This window comes from Pseudoxanthomonas composti (genome assembly GCF_004122095.1).
Classification (GTDB): Bacteria; Pseudomonadota; Gammaproteobacteria; order Xanthomonadales; family Xanthomonadaceae; genus Pseudoxanthomonas_A; species Pseudoxanthomonas_A composti.
The window spans coordinates 191,037-208,837 of record NZ_SAWZ01000003.1; the positions used below are offsets into that span (position 1 = coordinate 191,037).

Below are 17,801 nucleotides of genomic sequence, written 5' to 3' on the forward strand. Positions count from 1 at the left end.
CCTTCGCGGCTGATGGCCCTAGGGCACGTAGAGCCGCTGCCACGCGGCGAACTAGGCGTCAGTCGAGGCACTCTCAGGGCGTGTCGGCAGGCGGTGGCGACGTCAGGCAGTACTGGTTGGTGGACACCACGTCGGCAGGCTCGACGGCGACGAAACTGGCCTGCGCGCCGGCGGCCGCTGCCGCATCCTTGGAGGACGCGCCGTTGGTGGTCTCGTTGCGATACAGGCCGGAGTAGCGGCAGACCTGGCCGATCTGCTGGGTGTTGCCGCGGACGGCAACGGCAGCCGCGTCCGCACCAGCGCCCGTCGCCGCCTGGCCGCCGAGGGTGAAGCGCGCGGTCTCCGCGTCGCGGCACTCCAGCGACGCGTCGGTCACGTCCAGTCGCAGGTAGACGATCTGGCCGGCCTCGGCCGGCGGCGCGGCGTCGACTTGCAGGCCCTGCACGCGCGGCGCCCACACCGGGATGCCGCGGCGGCCATCGCCGGGCTTGCAGCCGGGAACCCCAGGGATGCCACCATCGTTGGCGATGTCCTGCGCGCCCTGGTAGGCCGGCTCGGACGCGCGGCCATCGGTGCCGGTGGCAGGGGTCGGCGGGGTGGCCGGGACCCCGCAATAGCCCTGATCGCAGCGCTGGCCGCTGGCGCAGTCCGCATCGGTGGAACAGGTTGGCGGAACAGTGGCGGTGGCCGCGGCCTCGGGCTCACGCGACTGGCAGCCGCACAGGGCGATAGCCAGCGCCAGCAGGGAGATGGAGGTCTTCAAGTGCGGCTCCGCGGGGGACTTCGCCGCGCAGCATGGCCAGCGTGGCATTAAGCCGATGTGGCCGGGGAGGGAAGCCTGAGGAGAGCGCGTGCCGGTTCAGGACAGGTGCGGTGCTTGCAGAGGGTCTGGGGTGAGTGCTGATTTGCCTTTCCCGGGGATCAGCAGAGAGTTGTGGAGGGATGATGTGGGAGCGGCTCCGGTTGGCCTCGGGCCATCAGCCGCGAAGGGGCTTTATCGGGAAAGCCTCTTCGCGGCTGATGGCCCGAGGCCACCCGGAGCCGCTCCCACAAAAATACCCAGCTGCCAGCTCCCGACAGCTTCGACAGCTCCCGGCAGTTCCAACAGCGTTGGCAGCGCTCCATATCAGGCGCCGATGCAGTCAGCGGGCGTACTCGCCCGCTGCCCACACGCGTGCGCTGACTGCTAGCGCTTGGTCGACTGCGAGTACGGCTGCTGCTGCGGGTGCGTGCCCCACTGCTTGTTGGGCTCGGCCTGCATGGTGAAGCGCAGCTCGCCGCCGGCCATGATCTCCTCATGACGCAGGAAGGCGCGGTCCAGCGGCTTGCCGTTCAGGGTGGCGCTACCTACGTAGGCGTGGGCGGCATCCAGGCCTTCGGCGGTCACGGTGAACTGCTTGCCGTTGGGCAGGTTCAGCGTGGCGCGCGGCAGGAACGGGCGGCCGATGATGTACTCGTTGCTGGCCGGGGCCACCGGGTAGAAGCCCAGCGCGGTGAACACGTACCAGGCCGACATCTGGCCCAGGTCGTCGTTGCCCACCAGGCCATCCGGGCGCGCGGAGAACTGGCTTTCCATGATCTGCTTCAGGCGCGCCTGCGAGCGCCAGGGCTGGCCGGCATAGGAATACAGATAGGCGACGTGGTGGCTGGGCTCGTTGCCGTGCGCGTACCAGCCGATCAGGCCGGTGATGTCTTCCATGTGCTCGAAGATCTTCGGGTCGACTTTGGCATTGAACACCTCGTCCAGCCGCCCCAGCAGCTTGTCCGCGCCGCCATGGGCCTTGGCCAGGCCGGCCACGTCCTGCGGCACGTACCAGGAGTACTGCCAGGCGTTGCCTTCGGTGAAATCGGTGCCGTAGCCGCTGGCCGCCGGATCGAAGGGCTCGCGGAACTTGCCGTTGCGCAGCTTGGCGCGCATGAAGCCGGTTTTGGGGTCGAAGGCGTTCTTCCAGTTGCCGGCGCGCTTGGCGAAGCTGGCGGCCACGTCCTTGCGCCCCATGTCCTGGGCGACCTGGGCGATGGTCCAGTCGTCGAAGGCGTATTCCAGGGTCTTGGAGGCGGCTTCGCCCTCCTCGTCGATCGGCACGTAGCCCAGCTCGCGGTATTGCTTGATGCCATCGTAGGGGCCGTAGTTGGCGCTGGCGACCATGGCATCGAGCGCTTCACCGGTGTCGTAACCGCGGATGCCCTTCATGTAGGCGTCGGCGATCACCGGCACGGCGTGGTAGCCGATCATGCACCAGGTCTCCAGACCGTGGAACGACCACACCGGCAGGATGCCGTAGGGACTTTCGCGGCGCGAGGCCAGCAGCGAATTGACCACGTCGTTGTTGCGCTGCGCCGGCTGGGTCAGCGTCATCAGCGGATGCAGGGCGCGGTAGGTGTCCCACAGCGAGAAGGTGGAGTAGTTGGTGAAGCCCTGCGCCTGGTGCACGGCGTTGTCCGGTCCGCGGTAACGGCCGTCGCTGTCCATGAACAGCGTCGGCCCCAGCATGGTGTGGTACAGAGCGGTGTAGAAGCTGGTGCGGTCCGTCTCAGGCGCCTGCACATCCACGGCAGACAGCGCCTTGCCCCAGGTCTGCTTGGCCGCGCTGCGCACGCCGTCGAAATCGAAGGCCGGCACTTCCGCATCGAGATTGGCGATGGCGCCAGCCTCGCTGACCGGGGAGATGGCGACCTTGACGATCAGCGGCTCGGCCGAGGCATCGCCGAAGTCCAGCGTGCCTACCAGCTGGCGGCCCTCGATCTGCGCGCGCTGGGTCGGGTCCTTCTCCGCCGGCGGGGCGAACCCCTTGTAGGGGATGTCCTGCTCGGTGTTGTGGAAGGCATGGCCCTTCACCGGGCGCGAGAACTTCATCGCGAAGTACAGCTGGCGACCGGGCGCCCAGCCGCGGGTCTCGCGGAAGCCGGTCACCGTGCCATCGGGCTGGATGCGCAGGCGCGACCAGGAGATCTTGCCCGGGTAGTCGTACATGCTGGTGCGCAGGTCCACCAGCACGTGCGCGGGCTGGCCCTTGGGGAAGGTATAGCGGTGCACGCCCACGCGCGGGCTGGCGGTGAGTTCGGCGCGCACCTTGTAGTCGGCCAGGGTCACCGCGTAGTAGCCGGGTTCGGCTTTCTCGGTGTCGTGCGAGAAACGCGAGGTATAGCCGCTGCCCGGCTGGTCCGGGTCGCCGCGCTTCAGCTTGACCTGCCCGGCGATCGGCATCACCAGCACGTCGCCCAGGTCCGAATGCCCGGTGCCGGAGAAGTGCGTATGCGAGAAGCCGACGATGGTCGTATCGGTGTAGCGGTAGCCGGCGGCCCAGCCATAGCCGTCCTTGCGCGACTGGATCCGCGTGTCCGGGCTGAGCTGGATCATGCCGAAGGGCGTGGTCGCACCGGGGAAGGTGTGGCCTTCGCCACCGGTGCCGATGAAGGGATCCACCGATGCAAATGCCTGATCGGCAACGGAACTCGGTGTCTGGGCGTGTGCCGTTCCGAGCGTGGCGGTCATCAGCGCAGCGGCGACCAATCGCATGGCGTGCATCGTTCTCTCACCTATCAACGGAAATAAAACGATTGAAACCCTATCATTGTCCGCTCAGGTGGCGTGGTGCACCGCATCATGTAACCGCGACTGCAGCTGGCATCATGGCCGGCCGTCGCGACGCCTGTGGCGGTTTCACTTATCCCTACCTGCAACGCCGGAGCCGTCGAATGAGTCGCCGCCCCATGTCCAACACCGCCGTCATCGGCGTGGTCAGCCTGATCTTCTTCACCTGGGGCGGCCTGACCAGTCTCAACGACGTGCTCATTCCGCATCTGAAAGCCGTGTTCTCGATGAACTTCGCGCAGTCGATGCTGATCCAGTCCTGCTTCTTCGGCGCGTACTTCCTGATGGCCATGCCGGCCGGTGCGGTGGTGGCGCGCGTGGGCTACAAGGCCAGCATTGTGATCGGGCTGGTGGTGGCGGCGATCGGCGCAGTGATGTTCTATCCGGCCGCGCGTTTGCCCTCCTATCCCTTGTTCCTGGGCGCGCTGTTCGTGCTGGCCAGCGGCATCACCCTGCTGCAGGTCTCGGCAAACCCCTACATCGCCCTGCTCGGCGCGCCGGAGAAGGCGCCCAGTCGCCTGAACTTCGCCCAGGCCCTGAACTCGCTGGGCACCACCTTGTTCCCTACCGTGATCGGGCCGCTGATCCTGGCCGGGGGCGCCTTGCTCACCGCCGACCAGATCGCCGCGCTGTCGGCCGAGCAGCTCACCAGCTACCGCATCGAACAGGCGCAGTCGGTGCAGATGCCGTACCTGATGGTCGCCGGCGGCCTGCTGGCGCTGGCGGTGTTCGTGCTGATCATGCGCATCCCCTCGCTGCGCGAGGCCACCGATGCGGGCGATGAGAAGCACCACACCTTCGGCGAGGTGCTGCGCTTCCGCCACCTGCGCTGGGGCGTGCTGGGCATCTTCATGTACGTGGGTGCGGAAGTGGCCATCGGCAGCTTCCTGGTCAACTACATCTCGCTGCCGCAGATCGGCGGCCTGAGCGAGGCGACCGCCAGCCGCTACCTGGGCTTCTACTGGGGCGGTGCGATGATCGGCCGTTTCGTCGGCGCGGTGCTGCTGCAGAAAATCGCCGCGCGCAAGCTGCTGGCCTTCTTCGCCACCATGGTCGGCGTGCTGCTGGTGGTGACCATGACCACCACCGGCCATGTCGCCATGTGGAGCGTGATCGCCATCGGCCTGTTCAACTCGATCATGTTCCCGACCATCTTCACCGTGGCCATCGAGCGCCTGGGCCCGCTGACCAGCAAGGCCTCCAGCCTGCTGATCATGGGCATCGTCGGTGGCGCCATCGTGCCGCTGATCCAGGGCGCGCTGGCCGACGTGGTCGGCATCCAGCACGCCTTCGTGGTGTCGCTGGTCTGCTACGCCTACATCCTCTGGTACGGCCTCAACGGCGCGCGCCTGGAGGGCAACCTGCCGGTGGCCGCTTCGGCCACGCCGGCCGCCGCACGACCGATGCATTGAAACCTCACCGGGCGCGCATGGTGCGCGCCTTCCGGCGCCGCGTGATGCACATGCGGCGCCGCCCCACGGAGTGATGATGAACCTGCCTGCCAATCCCCCGCCCGATTTCTCCAACGCCTCCACCCTGCGGGCGCATATCGCCGACACGATGGCCTTCTACCATCCCGGCGCCATCGATCCGGCAGGCGGCTTCTTCCATTACTTCCGCGACGACGGCAGCGTCTACGACGCCTCGCACCGTCACCTGGTGAGCAGCACGCGTTTCGTCTTCAATTACGCCATGGCCACGCGCGAGTTCGCCGACTCGCCGCTGGTGGATGAGTACCGCAAGGCCGCCCAGCATGGCCTGGACTACCTGCGCAAGGCGCATTTCGACCCGGCCAGCGGCGGCTACGTGTGGACCCTGCGCGATGGCCAGCCCGAGGACCGCATGCATCACGCCTATGGCGTGGGCTTCGTGATGCTGGCCTATGCCACCGCGCGCAAGGCCGGGCTGGACACGGCGGCGTGGATGGACGAGACCTGGGAGCTGCTGGAGCGCCGCTTCTGGGACGCCGAGGCCGGCCTGTACCGCGATGAGGCCTCGCAGGACTGGCAGTTCTCCAGCTACCGCGGCCAGAACGCCAACATGCACCTGTGCGAGGCACTGATCGCCGCGTACGAGGCCAGCGGCGATCAGCGCTACCTGCAGCGCGCGCTGACCCTGGCCGACCACATCACCCGCCGCCAGGCCGCGCTGGGCGGTGGCCTGGTGTGGGAGCACTACGACACGGCCTGGCAGGTGGACTGGGAGTACAACAAGGACGACCCGAAGAACCTGTTCCGCCCCTGGGGCTACCAGCCGGGCCACCAGGTCGAGTGGGCCAAGCTGCTGATGCTGCTGCGCATCCACCTGCAGCCCAGCGGCAACGCCCCGGACTGGCTGGTGCCGACCGCGCGCCACCTGTTCGACAGCGCCCTGCGCCACGGTTGGGACGACACCCACGGCGGCATCGTCTACGGCTTCGCCCCATCGGCCCTGGAGGCAGGTGCCGATGCCGACCCCGCCGCGCACTTCTGCGATGGCGACAAGTACTTCTGGGTGCAGGCCGAGGCGATCGCCGCGGCGGCGCGCCTGCTGGAAGCCACCGGCGATGCGGTCTACCGCCAGTGGTACGACAAGCTGTGGGCCTATTCCTGGGAACACTTCGTCGATCACCGCCATGGCGCCTGGTTCCGCATCCTGACCCAGGACAACCGCAGCTACAGCGACGAGAAGAGCCCGGCCGGCAAGACCGACTACCACACCATGGGCGCCTGCCACGACGTGCTGCTGGTGATGCGCGAGAGCCAGGCCTTCGCCTGAGTCCACCCGGGCCGCGCCACGCATGGCCCAGGCCATCGCCGCTGCGCGGCATGGCCTCGCCCAAGCCGAGGCAGCAGGGTGGGGCTGTGGGAGTTGTGACCTGAAACGGGGGTGGTGAGCGCCACCCTCGTTTGCTCGCGAGAGCTCTTCGCCGCTAGCGTTGGCAAAGCAAGCAGGCGCCGGCATGTGCGCTTCGCATGCTCCACGTCAGCCACCGCCGGTGCCGGCCTCTCGCGTCGGCAGCGCCGGCCATCATTGCCAGCGAGCCCCGCTGTGGGCCGGGGCGAGAAGCGTCTATCGAGGCGAGATCACGCCTGCAAGGCGCGTGGGAACGTCGCTTCGTCTTGCGCTGCGGGCAGGTTCGACACGGCCAGTTGCGCACCTTGCCGGCCGAAGTAATCGCGCAGCTTGTCCTCGTAAGGCCCGACCGCCTGGACCGCCGCATTCAGCTCCTGGGCGCTGACGTCGAACTGTCGGATCCAGTGGCGGAACACGTAAGCCTTGTGCAGTTCGATGGTGTCGCCGGACGCGGTCTGCGGATCGGTGGTCATAGGCAAGGACGAATCGGATGATGTTGCAGCGTCCGTGCTCCCCGGGGCGCACTCTGTCACAGCGATATGTAAAGCACGCGTGATTCGGCGCGGTCGTCAGACCAAAGTCCATGCCAGCCGCAGCAGGCCCCACAGGGAGACCACCCAGATCGCCGAACGCAGGTAGGGCACGCCGATCAGATAGACCGGCAGGTAGGCCACCCGCGCCCAGAAATACGCCTGCGCGGCCAGCGCGGTGCGGGCATCGCCCAGGCCCAGCGCCACCACCGCCAACGCGGCCGCGGCAAAGAAAGGGAACGTCTCGAGGAAGTTGCGGAATGCGCGCTCGGCGCGTGCCGCCGCCCCGGTCAGCGGCGGCGTGTCGCCGTCGCGGTTGCTGGCGTTCCAGGCCAGGCCGCGTTGCGCGGTGGACAGCGCGGCCGCCAGCAGGAGATGGGCCACACCCAAGAGGATGGACCAGCCCAGCATCTTCAATTCCATCGGCATGTCATCGCTCCTGATCGGGAGCGGCCATCCTGCGCCGCGATGCGTGCGCCGCATGTGTTCGCCCACAAGAATCATAGGCTGCGCCCAGGTCAATCGTAGCGATGAAGATTCGGGCGGGTGAGGGCTTCGAGACGGACACGACGTGATGCCTGCTACGGTGCAGGCTCCCGGAACGGAGCTGTCGCATGGTTCGATCGCCGCATCTGCGCCTGCTGCTGCCCTTGCTGTCGCTGCTGCTGGCCGCCTGCAGCACCGTGCCCACCGCCCCGCAGCGCACACCGGCGCAGATCCAGGCCGAGATCGCGCGACGCATGCCGGCCGGCGTCGGCGATAAAGCCGGCTGGGCGCGGGATATCCAGCGCGCACTGGAGGCGCAGGACATCGAGGCGTCCCCGGCCAACCTGTGCGCGGTGCTGGCGGTGACCGAGCAGGAATCGACCTTCCAGGCCGACCCGCCCGTGGCCGGGCTGCCAGGGATCGCGCGCGGGGAGATCGACCGGCGCGCCGCGCGGCTGCATGTGCCCGGCTTCCTGGTCGATGCCGCCCTGGCGCTGGATTCACCCGATGGCCGCAGCTACGCCCAGCGCCTGCAAGCGGTGCGCACCGAGGGCGAGCTGAGCGGCATGTTCGAGGAATTCATCGGCATCGTGCCCATGGGTGGTCGCCTGTTCGGCGGACTCAACCCGGTCCGGACGGGCGGGCCGATGCAGGTCAGCATCGATTTCGCCCAGGAGCACGCGCGTGGGTATCCGTACCCGGTGGACACCTCGCTCCGGCGCGAGGTGTTCACGCGCCGCGGCGGGTTGTACTTCGGCATCGCCCATCTGCTGGGGTATCAGGCGCCGTACGACGCGCTGCTGTATCGCTTCGCCGACTTCAACGCCGGTTGGTACGCCAGCCGCAACGCGGCCTTCCAGGCGGCGGTCAGCCGCGCCACCGGCACCAGGCTGGCGCTGGACGGCGATCTGCTGCTGCCGGGCGCCGCGCTGGACCGGCCTGGCGCCACCGAGCGCGCGGTGCGCACGCTGCAGGACCGGCTGTCGATGGATGCGGCGCAGATCCGGCGCGCGCTGGCGCAGGGGAGCGAGGCGGACTTCCAGGACACAGCGCTGTATCGCCAGGTGTTCGCGCTGGCCGATGCGGCCGCTGGCCGGCCGCTGCCGCGCGCGGTGCTGCCCGGCATCCAGCTGGAAAGCCCGAAGATCACCCGCCAGCTGACCACGGCCTGGTTCGCCGATCGCGTCAACGCGCGCTGGTCGCGCTGCATGAAGCGATGAGGGGATTGGGTCACCGAAGTGCGATGTCCTGAAACGGCACGTTTGCGACGGCCACGGGTGTTGCAATCCAGGCACCCCCACTCGGAGAACGCTCCATGATCAAGTCGCTGATGCTTCTGCTCCTGTCCTCTCTGCCCGTGGTGTCCGCAGCGCAGGATACGCCTGGCGACTGGTCGCCGGATTCGGTCGACTGGCAGGACATTTCAGCCGACGGCACACGCTACCGGCTCCTGGAAGGCGAACGGGAACGCCCCGGTGCGGCCTTCTCCTACGCGTTCTTCGTGCCAGCTGGGGCATGGGATGCCCCGCATTCGCACTCGACCACGGCAAGGATCTTCGTCGCGCGGGGCGAGCTGAGGCTCGGATATGGCGAACGGATGGACAAGGTCGCGGTGAAAGCCTATCCCGCGGGCAGTTACCTCGTCGTCCCGGCCGGCATGGTGCATTTCGATGGCGCTGAGTCCGATACGTTGATCTTCGGGACCGCCAGCGGGCCGTGGAAGACGACCTACACGGATCGTGGCCACGCAACGGCGGGCACGCCGGCGGATTGAGCACCACGCTCTGGCCTGCTGCTGACATGCCGTTATCGCCTTGCGTCGTAGCGTGCCTGCCTCATCCAACGTAGGGTCGCCATGATGTCCACGCTGTCCGACTTCCCGATCAGCAAGCGCTGGCCGGCGCAGCATCCCGAGCGCATCCAGCTGTATTCGCTCAACACGCCCAACGGGGTGAAGGCCTCGATCATGCTGGAAGAAACCGGGTTGCCCTACGAGGCGCACCTGGTGGACATCACCGAGAACGAAAGCCATACGCCGGAGTTCCTGGCGCTCAATCCCAACGGCAAGATCCCGGCCATCATCGATCCGCAGGGGCCTGACGGACAGGCGTTGGCGCTGTTCGAGTCCGGCGCGATCCTGATGTATCTGGCGGAAAAGTCCGGCCGCTTCCTGCCGGCCGAGCCGCAGGCGCGCTGGGCCACCGTGCAATGGGTGATGTTCCAGATGGGCGGGCTGGGACCGATGTTCGGGCAGCTCGGGTTCTTCCACAAGTTCGCCGGCAAGGACTATGAGGACAAGCGCCCGCTGCAGCGTTACGTGGCCGAATCCAAACGCCTGCTCGGGGTGCTGGACACGCAGCTGCAGGGGCAGGACTGGATCGTCGGCAACGACTACACCATTGCCGATATCGCCACGCTGGGCTGGGTGCGCAACCTGGTCACCTTCTACGAGGCACGCGCGCTGGTGGAGTTCGACCGCTACACCCAGGTCGCGGCCTGGCTGGAGCGCGGGCTGGCGAGGCCGGCGGTGCGTCGTGGGCTAGAGATTCCGTCCAAGGGCTGAGTGGTGCGAGGAGTGGGCAAGGAAGCGAGGAGTGAGCGAAGAGGAGTGAGGAGTGAGTAAAAGCGGCGCTAGCGCGACGATTCGATCTGCGCTTCTTCCACTCACTCCTCACTCCTCTCCGCTCACTCCTCGCCTCTGCAGTCGACACGCGATAGCCCACAGGTCACGGTGACCTCCCTCACTAGAGCCAAAGCGAGGTGCCGTCGAACATGGACGCGTACTCACCACAGGAGTCGCACATGCGCGATGGACAGGGGTCGGCCGGCAACGTGATTGCCGCCATTTGCAGTTTCTTTCTTCCGGGCCTGGGCCAGCTGGTACAGGGGCGGCTGGGCGCGGCGGTGCTGTGGTTCGTGCTGGCCTGCGTGGCTTTCGCCTTCACCTGGGTGATCACGCTTTCGCTGCTGCCTTTCGGCTGGCTGGCGGTCAGCGTGTTCGCCTGCATCAACGCGGCGCTGTACCGCCGCGAGGAGGCCGTGCTGTATCAGACCAGGTCGCGGTAATCCTGCAGGATCACCATCACCAGCTGGCTGCGCGAGCGCACGTCCAGCTTGTTGAACAACTGCTGGAAGGTGGCCTTGATCGCGCTCTCCGAGCTGCCCAGCTGGCGCGCGATCTGCTTGTTGGAGTAACCGCGCAGCAGGCCGCGCAGCACGTCACGCTCTCTCTCCGTGAAGCTGACGCGGTCCTGCTGCGCCCCCGTGGCCACCAGCGACTGCAGGTAGCGCTGCTCGATCAGCACCCGGCCCATGGCCACGGCGTGGATGCTGTCGATCAGCGCGTCGGTGGACACGTCCTTGCGGCAGATGCCCGAGACGCCCAGGCGGATCAGTTCCAGCGCATCGCGCTCGGACACGCCGGCGGTGACCACCAGGGTGGCGGTGCGGCGCGGCTGCTCGGCCTGGCGGCGCATGTAGTCCAGCGCGTTGTAGTCGCCCAGGTCGAAATCCAGGATCACCACGTCCGGCTGCAGCGAGGCGATCTGCACGATGGCCTCGGCCAGCGCGCCGGATTGCCCCACCACCTGGAAGCGCGGATCGGCATCCAGCAGCCGCAGCAGGCCCTCGCGGAACAGCGTGTGGTCGTCCAGCAGGTACAGGCGCACGGGTGGGCGCTGTGCCTCATCCATCCATTCTCTCCGCGGCGTGGGCCTGCGCCAGGGGCATGTGCAGTTCGAAGCAGCAACCCGGGCCGCCCGGCGCGTGGCGCAGCAACCCGTCCTGGTTGTGCATGAGCGCGCGCGAAATATACAGCCCCAGCCCGGCGCCATCGCTGTCGCTTCTGAAAGGCTGGAACAGCCGCTCGGGGTTGGCGATGCCCGGGCCGCTGTCGCGCACGCTCAACACCGCGCGTCCCTGCTCGATGCGCGCGGACAGCACCAGCTGACGTTGCGACTCGGGCCGAGACTGCACCGCGCGCAGGGCGTTCTGCGACAGGTTCAGCAGAACCTGCAGCAGCGCATGGCGGTCGCCCTGCACGGCGGGGAAGTCCGCCGGGATCTGCACGTAGACCTGGCCATCGATATCGTCCCAGTCCGGGCCGATGATCAGTTCCAGCTCGCTGCACAGCGTCTGCAGGCGGCTCTCGCCGCGATCGCGATGGGACTGCTTGCGCAGGTTGAACGAAGCCAGCTCCATCAGCGCGCGCACCAGGTTGCGCAGCGCGGCAAGATCCGGGTCCTCGCGCATGGCCGGGTGCCGGGCCAGGTTGGAGGTGATGACGCCGGCGGCCGAGCACAAGTTGCGGATCTCGTGCGAGACCGCGCCGGCCAGCAGGCGGTTGTTCTTCAGCAGGTCCTCGAAGTGCGCCGATTCGCGCGCGCGCATGTCCTCGGTGGTGTCCACCAGGATCGCCGCCAGGTGCCGCTCCTGGCTGTCTTCGTAGACGGAAAACCAGGTCGTGGCCGGGAACGCGCTGCCATCGGCGCGGCGCCCCCAGGTGGAGGTGGAGGTGCGCAGGCCGTCCAGGCTGGCGCTCATGCGCAGGGCATCGTCCAGCACGGGCAGGAACTGGCCCACCTGGCACCCCTCCAGGCGCGCTTCCTCGGGCAGTTCCAGGATCTCGTGGGCGGCGCGATTGCCGGCCACGATGCGGCCATCGCCGGCCACGGTGAGGATCGCCGCCGGGCTGCTCTCGGCCAGCAGGCGCAGCTGGCGTTCGGCGCGGCGACGCAGGCGCTGCTCGGTGCGCAGCTGCACGTAGTGCTGCAGGATCACCCGCCGGGTGCGGCTGATCTCGGCCACCAGCAGCCCGCACCCGGCGTAGGCGATCGTGGCCATGAAGAAGCGCAGCGCCTGTTCCAGCGGCGTCTCATGCATCACGAACAGGCCGCGCAGCGCGGCGCAGGCCATGGCGGCCACCAGGATGTGGCTGCGCTTGAGCACGGTGGCGGCCAGCACCACCGGCAGGATGTACAGCAGGCCCAGGGAGACGTTGAACGCCCAGTACCACTCGGCCCACACCAGCAGGCCCAGCATCGCCAAGGAGATCCACAGCGTGGGGCCGCGGTTCAACTTGACCACCTGGCCGCGCCAGGTGAAGGGCAATCTCAACCTGTCCATCGAGTCATCTGGGTGCGAAGGGGGGCCTGGCAAGCGTGGCGCGGGTGAACGCATTCGCCCACCTATCCAAAGATAGGTGTTGCGCCGCAACAGATAGGTGAACAGGCGTCTTGTGGCGGCGATTGGATGGCAGACCGCGGCCAGGGCCATGGGTGTAATGCAAACACCGCCAATCGGAATGCGCTGATGATCCTCACCGACCGCTTCCCGCTGCGCCGCATCTGGCCGCACGCCTACAAGCGCCTGCTGGTGTTGCTGGCCTTCGACTGCGCGGTGGCCGGCCTGTACACCTTCGCCGGTTGGGAGTGGTTGTCCATCGAAGCCCTGCCGCTGGCGCAGCTGGGCTCGGCGCTGGCGATCTTCCTGGCCTTCCGCGCCAATGCCGCCTACGGCCGCTGGTGGGAAGCGCGCCAGCTGTGGGGCTCGCTGGTGAACACCTCGCGCGCCATCGCCCGGCAGGCGCTGACCGCGCTTGACGTGGATGCTGCCGACCCGCGCCAGGCGGCGCTGCGCGATGACATCGTGGTCCACCAGGTGGCCTTCGTGCATGCGCTGCGCTGCCACCTGCGCAAGCAGAACCCATTCCCCGAGCTCACCGGACTGCTCGGCGCCGAGCGCGCCGATGCGCTGCGCGGCTACGCCAACGTCCCCAACGTGCTGACGATGCGGATGGGCGCGCTGCTGCAGCAGGCACGCGAGCTGGGGATGATCGACTCCATGCGCTGGACCGCGCTGGATGCCAACCTCACCACGCTGGCCAACATCCAGGGCGCCTGCGAGCGCATCAAGAACACCCCGCTGCCGCGCCAGTTCTCCTCGCTGCCGCGCGCGCTGGTGGACTTCTACTGCTGGATCGTGCCGCTGGGCTTGGTGGCCGGCATGGGCCTGGCGATGCCCATCGCCTCGGTGCTGATCAGCTTCACCTTGATCGCCATCGACTCGGCCGCCAGCGGTATCGAGGACCCCTTCGAGAACACCATCAACGACACCCCGATGACCGCCCTGTCGCGCGGCATCGAGCTGACGCTGCGCGAAATGCTCGGCCAGCGCGTGCCGCTGCGCAACGTGCAGGCCATCGACGGCTTCATCTACTGATTTCCACAGAGGAACTTCCCATGCATGCCTCGCCTTCGCACCTGGTGTTCGCCACCAACTTCTCCGAAACCTGCCATGCCGCCATCCCCACGGTGGCCCAGCTGGTGGACCGCCTGCGCGCCAAGCTGACCCTGCTGCACGTGCACGCCAAGGGCCAGCGCCACCAGGCGCAGCAGTCGCTGGATTCGTTCTTCGCCGAGGCTTCCAACTACCCCGGCTGCGAGCGCGCGCTGTACGGCGGGCCGACGGTCGCCGGCATCGCCGCCTATTGCCGCGCCAATCCCGACGCGGTGCTGATCATGCCGCCGTCCGAGCGCACTGGCCTGCCGCGGCCCATGCACGTGTCGCTGCGCGCCCAGGTGCTGCAACGCGTGGCCACGCCGATGCTGACCCTGCCTTACGCCGACGCGCTGCCGCGCGATGGCAGCATCGGCGGCCACGTCGCCTGCTGGATCACCAGCCGCGAATCCGGGCTGGAGCTTGTGCGCGATGCCGCCGGTTTGGCGCGCCGTCGCGGCGCGGACCTGCACCTGCTGCATGTGCTGCCCGAAGTCAGCGAAGGCCTGCTGATGGACAGCCTGTTCAACGATGAGCCGCTGGCCGAACCGGCCGCCACGCGCTGGCTCACCGACATCGCCGCCAGCCTGCAGGACGAGGACCTGCGCATCCGCATCCACGTGGGCACCGGCGATCCGCGCAAGCAGATCGCCCGCCTGCTCAAGCGTGCGCGCGCCGACGTGCTGGTGGTCGAGCACGATGCGGTGCTGCGCCGCAAGCTGGGCCGGACCTCCTTCGATGCGGCCTTGTCCGAGAGCCCGTGCCTGCTGATGTGCGTGCCGCGCCGTCGCGATGGCATCGCGCTGCCGGCCAACCTGCCGCCCAAGACCATGCCGGGCTTCAAGTTCCTGCCGCAGCGCATGAAGCGCCTGTCCTTCAGCACGCAGGTCTGAGCCGGCAGGGGGCCTGATCCAGCGGCGCGAGACAGGCGCTTGCAGCGCAGTGCGCGGCCGAGCCTGCCTTGAGCATCGCCCGATGCGTCCGCCTGTCTGGACCGGCGGGGAGAACCGCGCCGTGGCTCAGGGCGTCCGTGCCCAGGCCCAGGTGTCGCGGCCGGCGTCCTTGGCGTCGTACAGGGCGCGGTCGGCGGCCTTGTACAGCGCATCGGCGGTCTGCCCGTCGCGCGGGAACAGGGCGATGCCGATGCTGATGGAGGCACGGATGTGATCCTGGCCGTGCAGCACGGGCGATGAGAAGCGCTTGACCACGCGCGCGCACAGCGCCTCCAGCATCGCCCGGTCCGGCGCCTGGGTGATCACCAGCGCGAACTCGTCGCCGCCCAGGCGGAACAGCCCATCGTCGCTGCGCACCACCTGCGCCAGGCGCAGGCCAGTCTCGATCAGCGTGGCGTCGCCGGCATCGTGGCCCAGCGAATCGTTGATGCTCTTGAAGTGGTCCAGGTCGATCAGCAGCAGCGCAAAGCCCTCGCCGTCCAGGCGTGCGGTCAAGGCCGCCATGCGCTCGTTGAAGTCGCGGCGGTTGGGCAGGCCGGTCAGCGAGTCGACATAGGCCAGGTGCTGCATGCGCTCGCGGCTCTCGCGCAGTTCGCGGGTGCGCAGCTCCACCAGGCGCTCCAGGCGCGCGGTCTGCTGTCGCAGGCGCAGCGTGCGCAGCTGCATGATGCCGATCACCGCCAGGCCCGTGGCCAGCGTCATCAGCACCCGCGCCCACAGGGCTTGGTACCACTTCGGCTCGACCTCCAGCACCAGCGCCAGCTGGCTCGGGCTCCACGCGCCGGTGCGGTTGCTGCCGCGCACCTCCAGGGTGTACTGGCCGGGGGGCAGGTTGCTGTAGTTGGCCTGGCGGTTGTCGGCATCGCCCTGTGTCCACGCCTGGTCCAGGCCGCGCAGCCGGTAGGCGTAGCGGTTGTGCGCCGGCGCCGACAGGTCCAGCGCGGCGAAGCTGATGGCGATGCTGTTGGCATCGGCCGGCACCTTGAACGGCACGGTGCTGCCCTGCGGCGGGATCCACACCGGTTTGCCGCCGATGCGCGCCTCGGTGACCACCACCTGCGGCACGTAGCGCCAGGGCGACAGCTCGGAGGGATGCACCACGGTGATGCCGCCAAGGCCGCCGAACAGCAGCGTGTCGCGCTCCGGGCGGACCACCGCCCGCGTCCAGTAGGTGCCGATCAGGACCCCGTCGGTGGCACCGTAGTTGCGCACGCGCATGTCCCGCGGATCGATGCTGGCCAGGCCATCGTCGGTGCTGATCCACAGTTGCCCGTCGTCGGCGCGCACGATGGCGTTGACGTTGCTGTCGCGCAGGCCGCTGCCGGTGTCGAACACGCGCTCGGCCACCCAGCGCTCATCGCCCTGCTGGCGCAGCACGTGCAGGCCATGGCCCAGCGAGCCGACCCACAGGCGGCCCTGCGCATCCTGCAGCATCGAGGTCACCATGCCCATGCTGCCGCGCTCGCCGGCGACCTGGCGCAGGTGGCCGCTGCGGATGTCCAGGATGGACAGGCCGTTGAGCGTGCCGACCCATAGCGAATCGGCATCGCGCTGGGCCAGCATCGAGATGCGCTGGTCGGTCAGCTCGCGATTGAACGGCTGCTGGTGAGGGCCGCGGCAGTCGGGTGAGGGCAGCATGCGCAGGCCGTCGTTGCCGCCGACCCACAGGTCGCCCTCGGCATCGACTAGCAGCCGGTTTACCCGCGCGATGTCCGGGCGGCCGGGCACCTGCACGCGGCGCACCGAGGTGCCGGACGGGTCGGTGCGGTACAGGCCCAGGGTGGTGCCGATGAACATGCCGCCATCGGCTGCCAGGGCAAAGGCGGTCACGTACTTGTTCGGCAGCGCACGCTCGCCCAGGCGCGGGTCCGGACGCAGGTGGCGCATCTGCCCGGTGGCCGGGTCGATGATGGCCACGCCGGCGTCGCTGGTGCCGGCCCAGACGCGACCGTTGCGGTCCAGCTCCAGCGCCGGGACGTCCGCCGCGCCGATGCCTTCCGGACGCTGGCGGTTGCCGAAGATGGTCTGGAACGCGCGCTGCCCGGCATCGAGCCGGCGCAGGGAGCGGTCGGTGCCGACCCAGGCCTGGCCAGAGCGGTCGCGCAGCATCGCGGTCACCGGGCCCTCGCCGATGCTGGTCGCCAGCAGCGGGTCGTGCGAGAGATAGCGCAGCTGCGGGGCGGTATGGCTGATCTGCAGGATGCCGTCGGTGTCCGTGCCCAGCCAGACGCGGCCGGGCTGGACTTCCAGCAGCGACAACACCATGTCCGGTGCGCGCTCACGCGGGCCGCGAACGGCACGGAAGCGGCGCTGGTCGCGGTCGGAGACGAAGGCGCCCGAGCCGTTGGTCGCCACCCAGATGCGGCCAGCGCTGTCCTCCATCAGCTGGGTCACCGGCGCGCGCTGATGGTGGCCCAGCGGTAACGCCACGACCGCGAAGGCGCGTGTGCCCGGTGCGCGGCGCAGCAGCCGGTCCCGCGTGGCCAGCCACAGGGTGCCATCGCGGGTCAGCAGCAGCGCGGTCACGCGGGTCTGGGTGGCCTGCTCCAGGCGCGCCTGCCCGGTGCGGCGGTCCAGGTGGACCAGTCCGGCATCGGTGGCCAGCCACAGGCCGTGGCCGCCATCATCGAGCAGGCGGTTGACCGAGGCCTGGCTGGGGCGGCCATCGCCCAGGTCCAGCGGATAGGTGACGAAGCGGTCGCGCTGGCGGTCGTAACGCGCCAAGGTGCCGGCCACCGCGCCGATCCACAGTTCGCCGTCGCCATCCACGCCCAGCGCCTGGATCTCGCTCTGCGGCAGGCTGTTGGGCGCCCCGGGTGCGTAGCGATACACGCGCAACTGGTAGCCGTCCCAACGCGAGAGGCCATCGTTGGAGCCCAGCCACAGGAAGCCAGGCCCGTCCTGGACGATATCGGTGATGCCGCCGGCGATGGTGCGGGTGTCGGAGGTTTCCAGCGAGCGGAACACCGGCTCGCTCAGCGCCGCCCAGCGGTCCGGCGCCCCGGCCATGGCCGGGCAGGCCAGCATCAGCAAGGCCAGCAGGCCACCGCGCAGCCGCGCGATGACGCGCCCGGCCCGGAAGGGGCCAGCGATCATGCGCAGCGGCAGGCGGGATGAACTCAAGGC

15 protein-coding genes are annotated in these 17,801 nt (G+C 68.7%); 8 read left to right on the forward strand and 7 right to left on the reverse strand.

What is annotated here, in order from left to right:
• Nucleotides 1-73: 73 nt before the first annotated feature.
• Entirely contained in the window at nt 74-763 is a 690-nt protein-coding gene (locus EPA99_RS07345; RefSeq protein WP_129470560.1) for a hypothetical protein, read from the reverse strand.
• Nucleotides 764-1,186: 423 nt separating this feature from the next.
• A complete protein-coding gene (locus tag EPA99_RS07350; RefSeq protein WP_129470561.1) occupies nt 1,187-3,529 on the reverse strand; it encodes a GH92 family glycosyl hydrolase in 2,343 nt (780 codons plus the stop codon).
• Nucleotides 3,530-3,699: 170 nt separating this feature from the next.
• On the opposite strand from EPA99_RS07350, the gene EPA99_RS07355 reads away from it, so the two are divergent.
• Nucleotides 3,700-5,007 carry a sugar MFS transporter gene (locus EPA99_RS07355; RefSeq protein WP_129470562.1) on the forward strand — a complete coding sequence of 436 codons (1,308 nt, stop codon included), beginning with the start codon at nt 3,700-3,702 and terminating at the stop codon, nt 5,005-5,007.
• Nucleotides 5,008-5,083: 76 nt separating this feature from the next.
• Nucleotides 5,084-6,352 carry an AGE family epimerase/isomerase gene (locus tag EPA99_RS07360; protein ID WP_129470563.1) on the forward strand — a complete coding sequence of 423 codons (1,269 nt, stop codon included), beginning with the start codon at nt 5,084-5,086 and terminating at the stop codon, nt 6,350-6,352.
• Between the two features lie 308 nt (nt 6,353-6,660).
• On the opposite strand, the gene EPA99_RS07365 is transcribed toward EPA99_RS07360, so the two are convergent.
• Nucleotides 6,661-6,903, reverse strand: coding sequence for a DUF3606 domain-containing protein (locus tag EPA99_RS07365; protein WP_129470564.1), 243 nt, complete (start codon nt 6,901-6,903; stop codon nt 6,661-6,663).
• Nucleotides 6,904-6,999: 96 nt separating this feature from the next.
• Nucleotides 7,000-7,389, reverse strand: coding sequence for an MAPEG family protein (locus EPA99_RS07370; protein ID WP_129470565.1), 390 nt, complete (start codon nt 7,387-7,389; stop codon nt 7,000-7,002).
• Between the two features lie 185 nt (nt 7,390-7,574).
• On the opposite strand from EPA99_RS07370, the gene EPA99_RS07375 reads away from it, so the two are divergent.
• From EPA99_RS07375 to EPA99_RS07390, 4 genes are all read left to right on the forward strand, one after another.
• Nucleotides 7,575-8,666 carry a DUF1615 domain-containing protein gene (locus tag EPA99_RS07375; protein ID WP_129470566.1) on the forward strand — a complete coding sequence of 364 codons (1,092 nt, stop codon included), beginning with the start codon at nt 7,575-7,577 and terminating at the stop codon, nt 8,664-8,666.
• A gap of 95 nt (nt 8,667-8,761) precedes the next feature.
• A complete protein-coding gene (locus EPA99_RS07380) occupies nt 8,762-9,220 on the forward strand; it encodes a cupin domain-containing protein (protein WP_129470567.1) in 459 nt (152 codons plus the stop codon).
• An 84-nt stretch (nt 9,221-9,304) separates the two neighbouring features.
• Nucleotides 9,305-10,009, forward strand: a complete 705-nt coding sequence (locus tag EPA99_RS07385) for a glutathione S-transferase N-terminal domain-containing protein (RefSeq protein WP_129470568.1) — start codon at nt 9,305-9,307, stop codon at nt 10,007-10,009.
• A gap of 239 nt (nt 10,010-10,248) precedes the next feature.
• Nucleotides 10,249-10,512: a hypothetical protein gene (locus EPA99_RS07390; RefSeq protein ID WP_129470569.1), complete on the forward strand. Its 264-nt coding sequence runs from the start codon at nt 10,249-10,251 to the stop codon at nt 10,510-10,512.
• On the opposite strand, the gene EPA99_RS07395 is transcribed toward EPA99_RS07390, so the two are convergent.
• Nucleotides 10,494-11,138: a LuxR C-terminal-related transcriptional regulator gene (locus EPA99_RS07395; RefSeq protein ID WP_129470570.1), complete on the reverse strand. Its 645-nt coding sequence runs from the start codon at nt 11,136-11,138 to the stop codon at nt 10,494-10,496. The genes EPA99_RS07390 and EPA99_RS07395 overlap by 19 nt on opposite strands.
• Nucleotides 11,131-12,570 (reverse strand): ATP-binding protein, encoded by a 1,440-nt coding sequence (locus tag EPA99_RS07400; RefSeq protein ID WP_129470571.1) that lies wholly within the window; start codon nt 12,568-12,570, stop codon nt 11,131-11,133. Before EPA99_RS07400 ends, EPA99_RS07395 begins: the two co-directional genes overlap by 8 nt.
• A gap of 186 nt (nt 12,571-12,756) precedes the next feature.
• Here EPA99_RS07400 and EPA99_RS07405 point away from each other — a divergent pair, with 186 nt between their 5' ends.
• Together EPA99_RS07405 and EPA99_RS07410 are read left to right on the forward strand one after the other, a co-directional pair.
• On the forward strand, nt 12,757-13,665 hold the full coding sequence (locus tag EPA99_RS07405; protein ID WP_129470572.1) for a bestrophin family protein: 909 nt from the start codon (nt 12,757-12,759) through the stop codon (nt 13,663-13,665).
• A gap of 20 nt (nt 13,666-13,685) precedes the next feature.
• Nucleotides 13,686-14,615: a universal stress protein gene (locus EPA99_RS07410; protein WP_129470573.1), complete on the forward strand. Its 930-nt coding sequence runs from the start codon at nt 13,686-13,688 to the stop codon at nt 14,613-14,615.
• Nucleotides 14,616-14,741: 126 nt separating this feature from the next.
• Here EPA99_RS07410 and EPA99_RS07415 read toward each other — a convergent pair whose 3' ends face one another.
• Nucleotides 14,742-17,798 carry a ligand-binding sensor domain-containing protein gene (locus EPA99_RS07415; protein WP_129470574.1) on the reverse strand — a complete coding sequence of 1,019 codons (3,057 nt, stop codon included), beginning with the start codon at nt 17,796-17,798 and terminating at the stop codon, nt 14,742-14,744.
• Between the last annotated feature and the right edge of the window lie 3 nt (nt 17,799-17,801).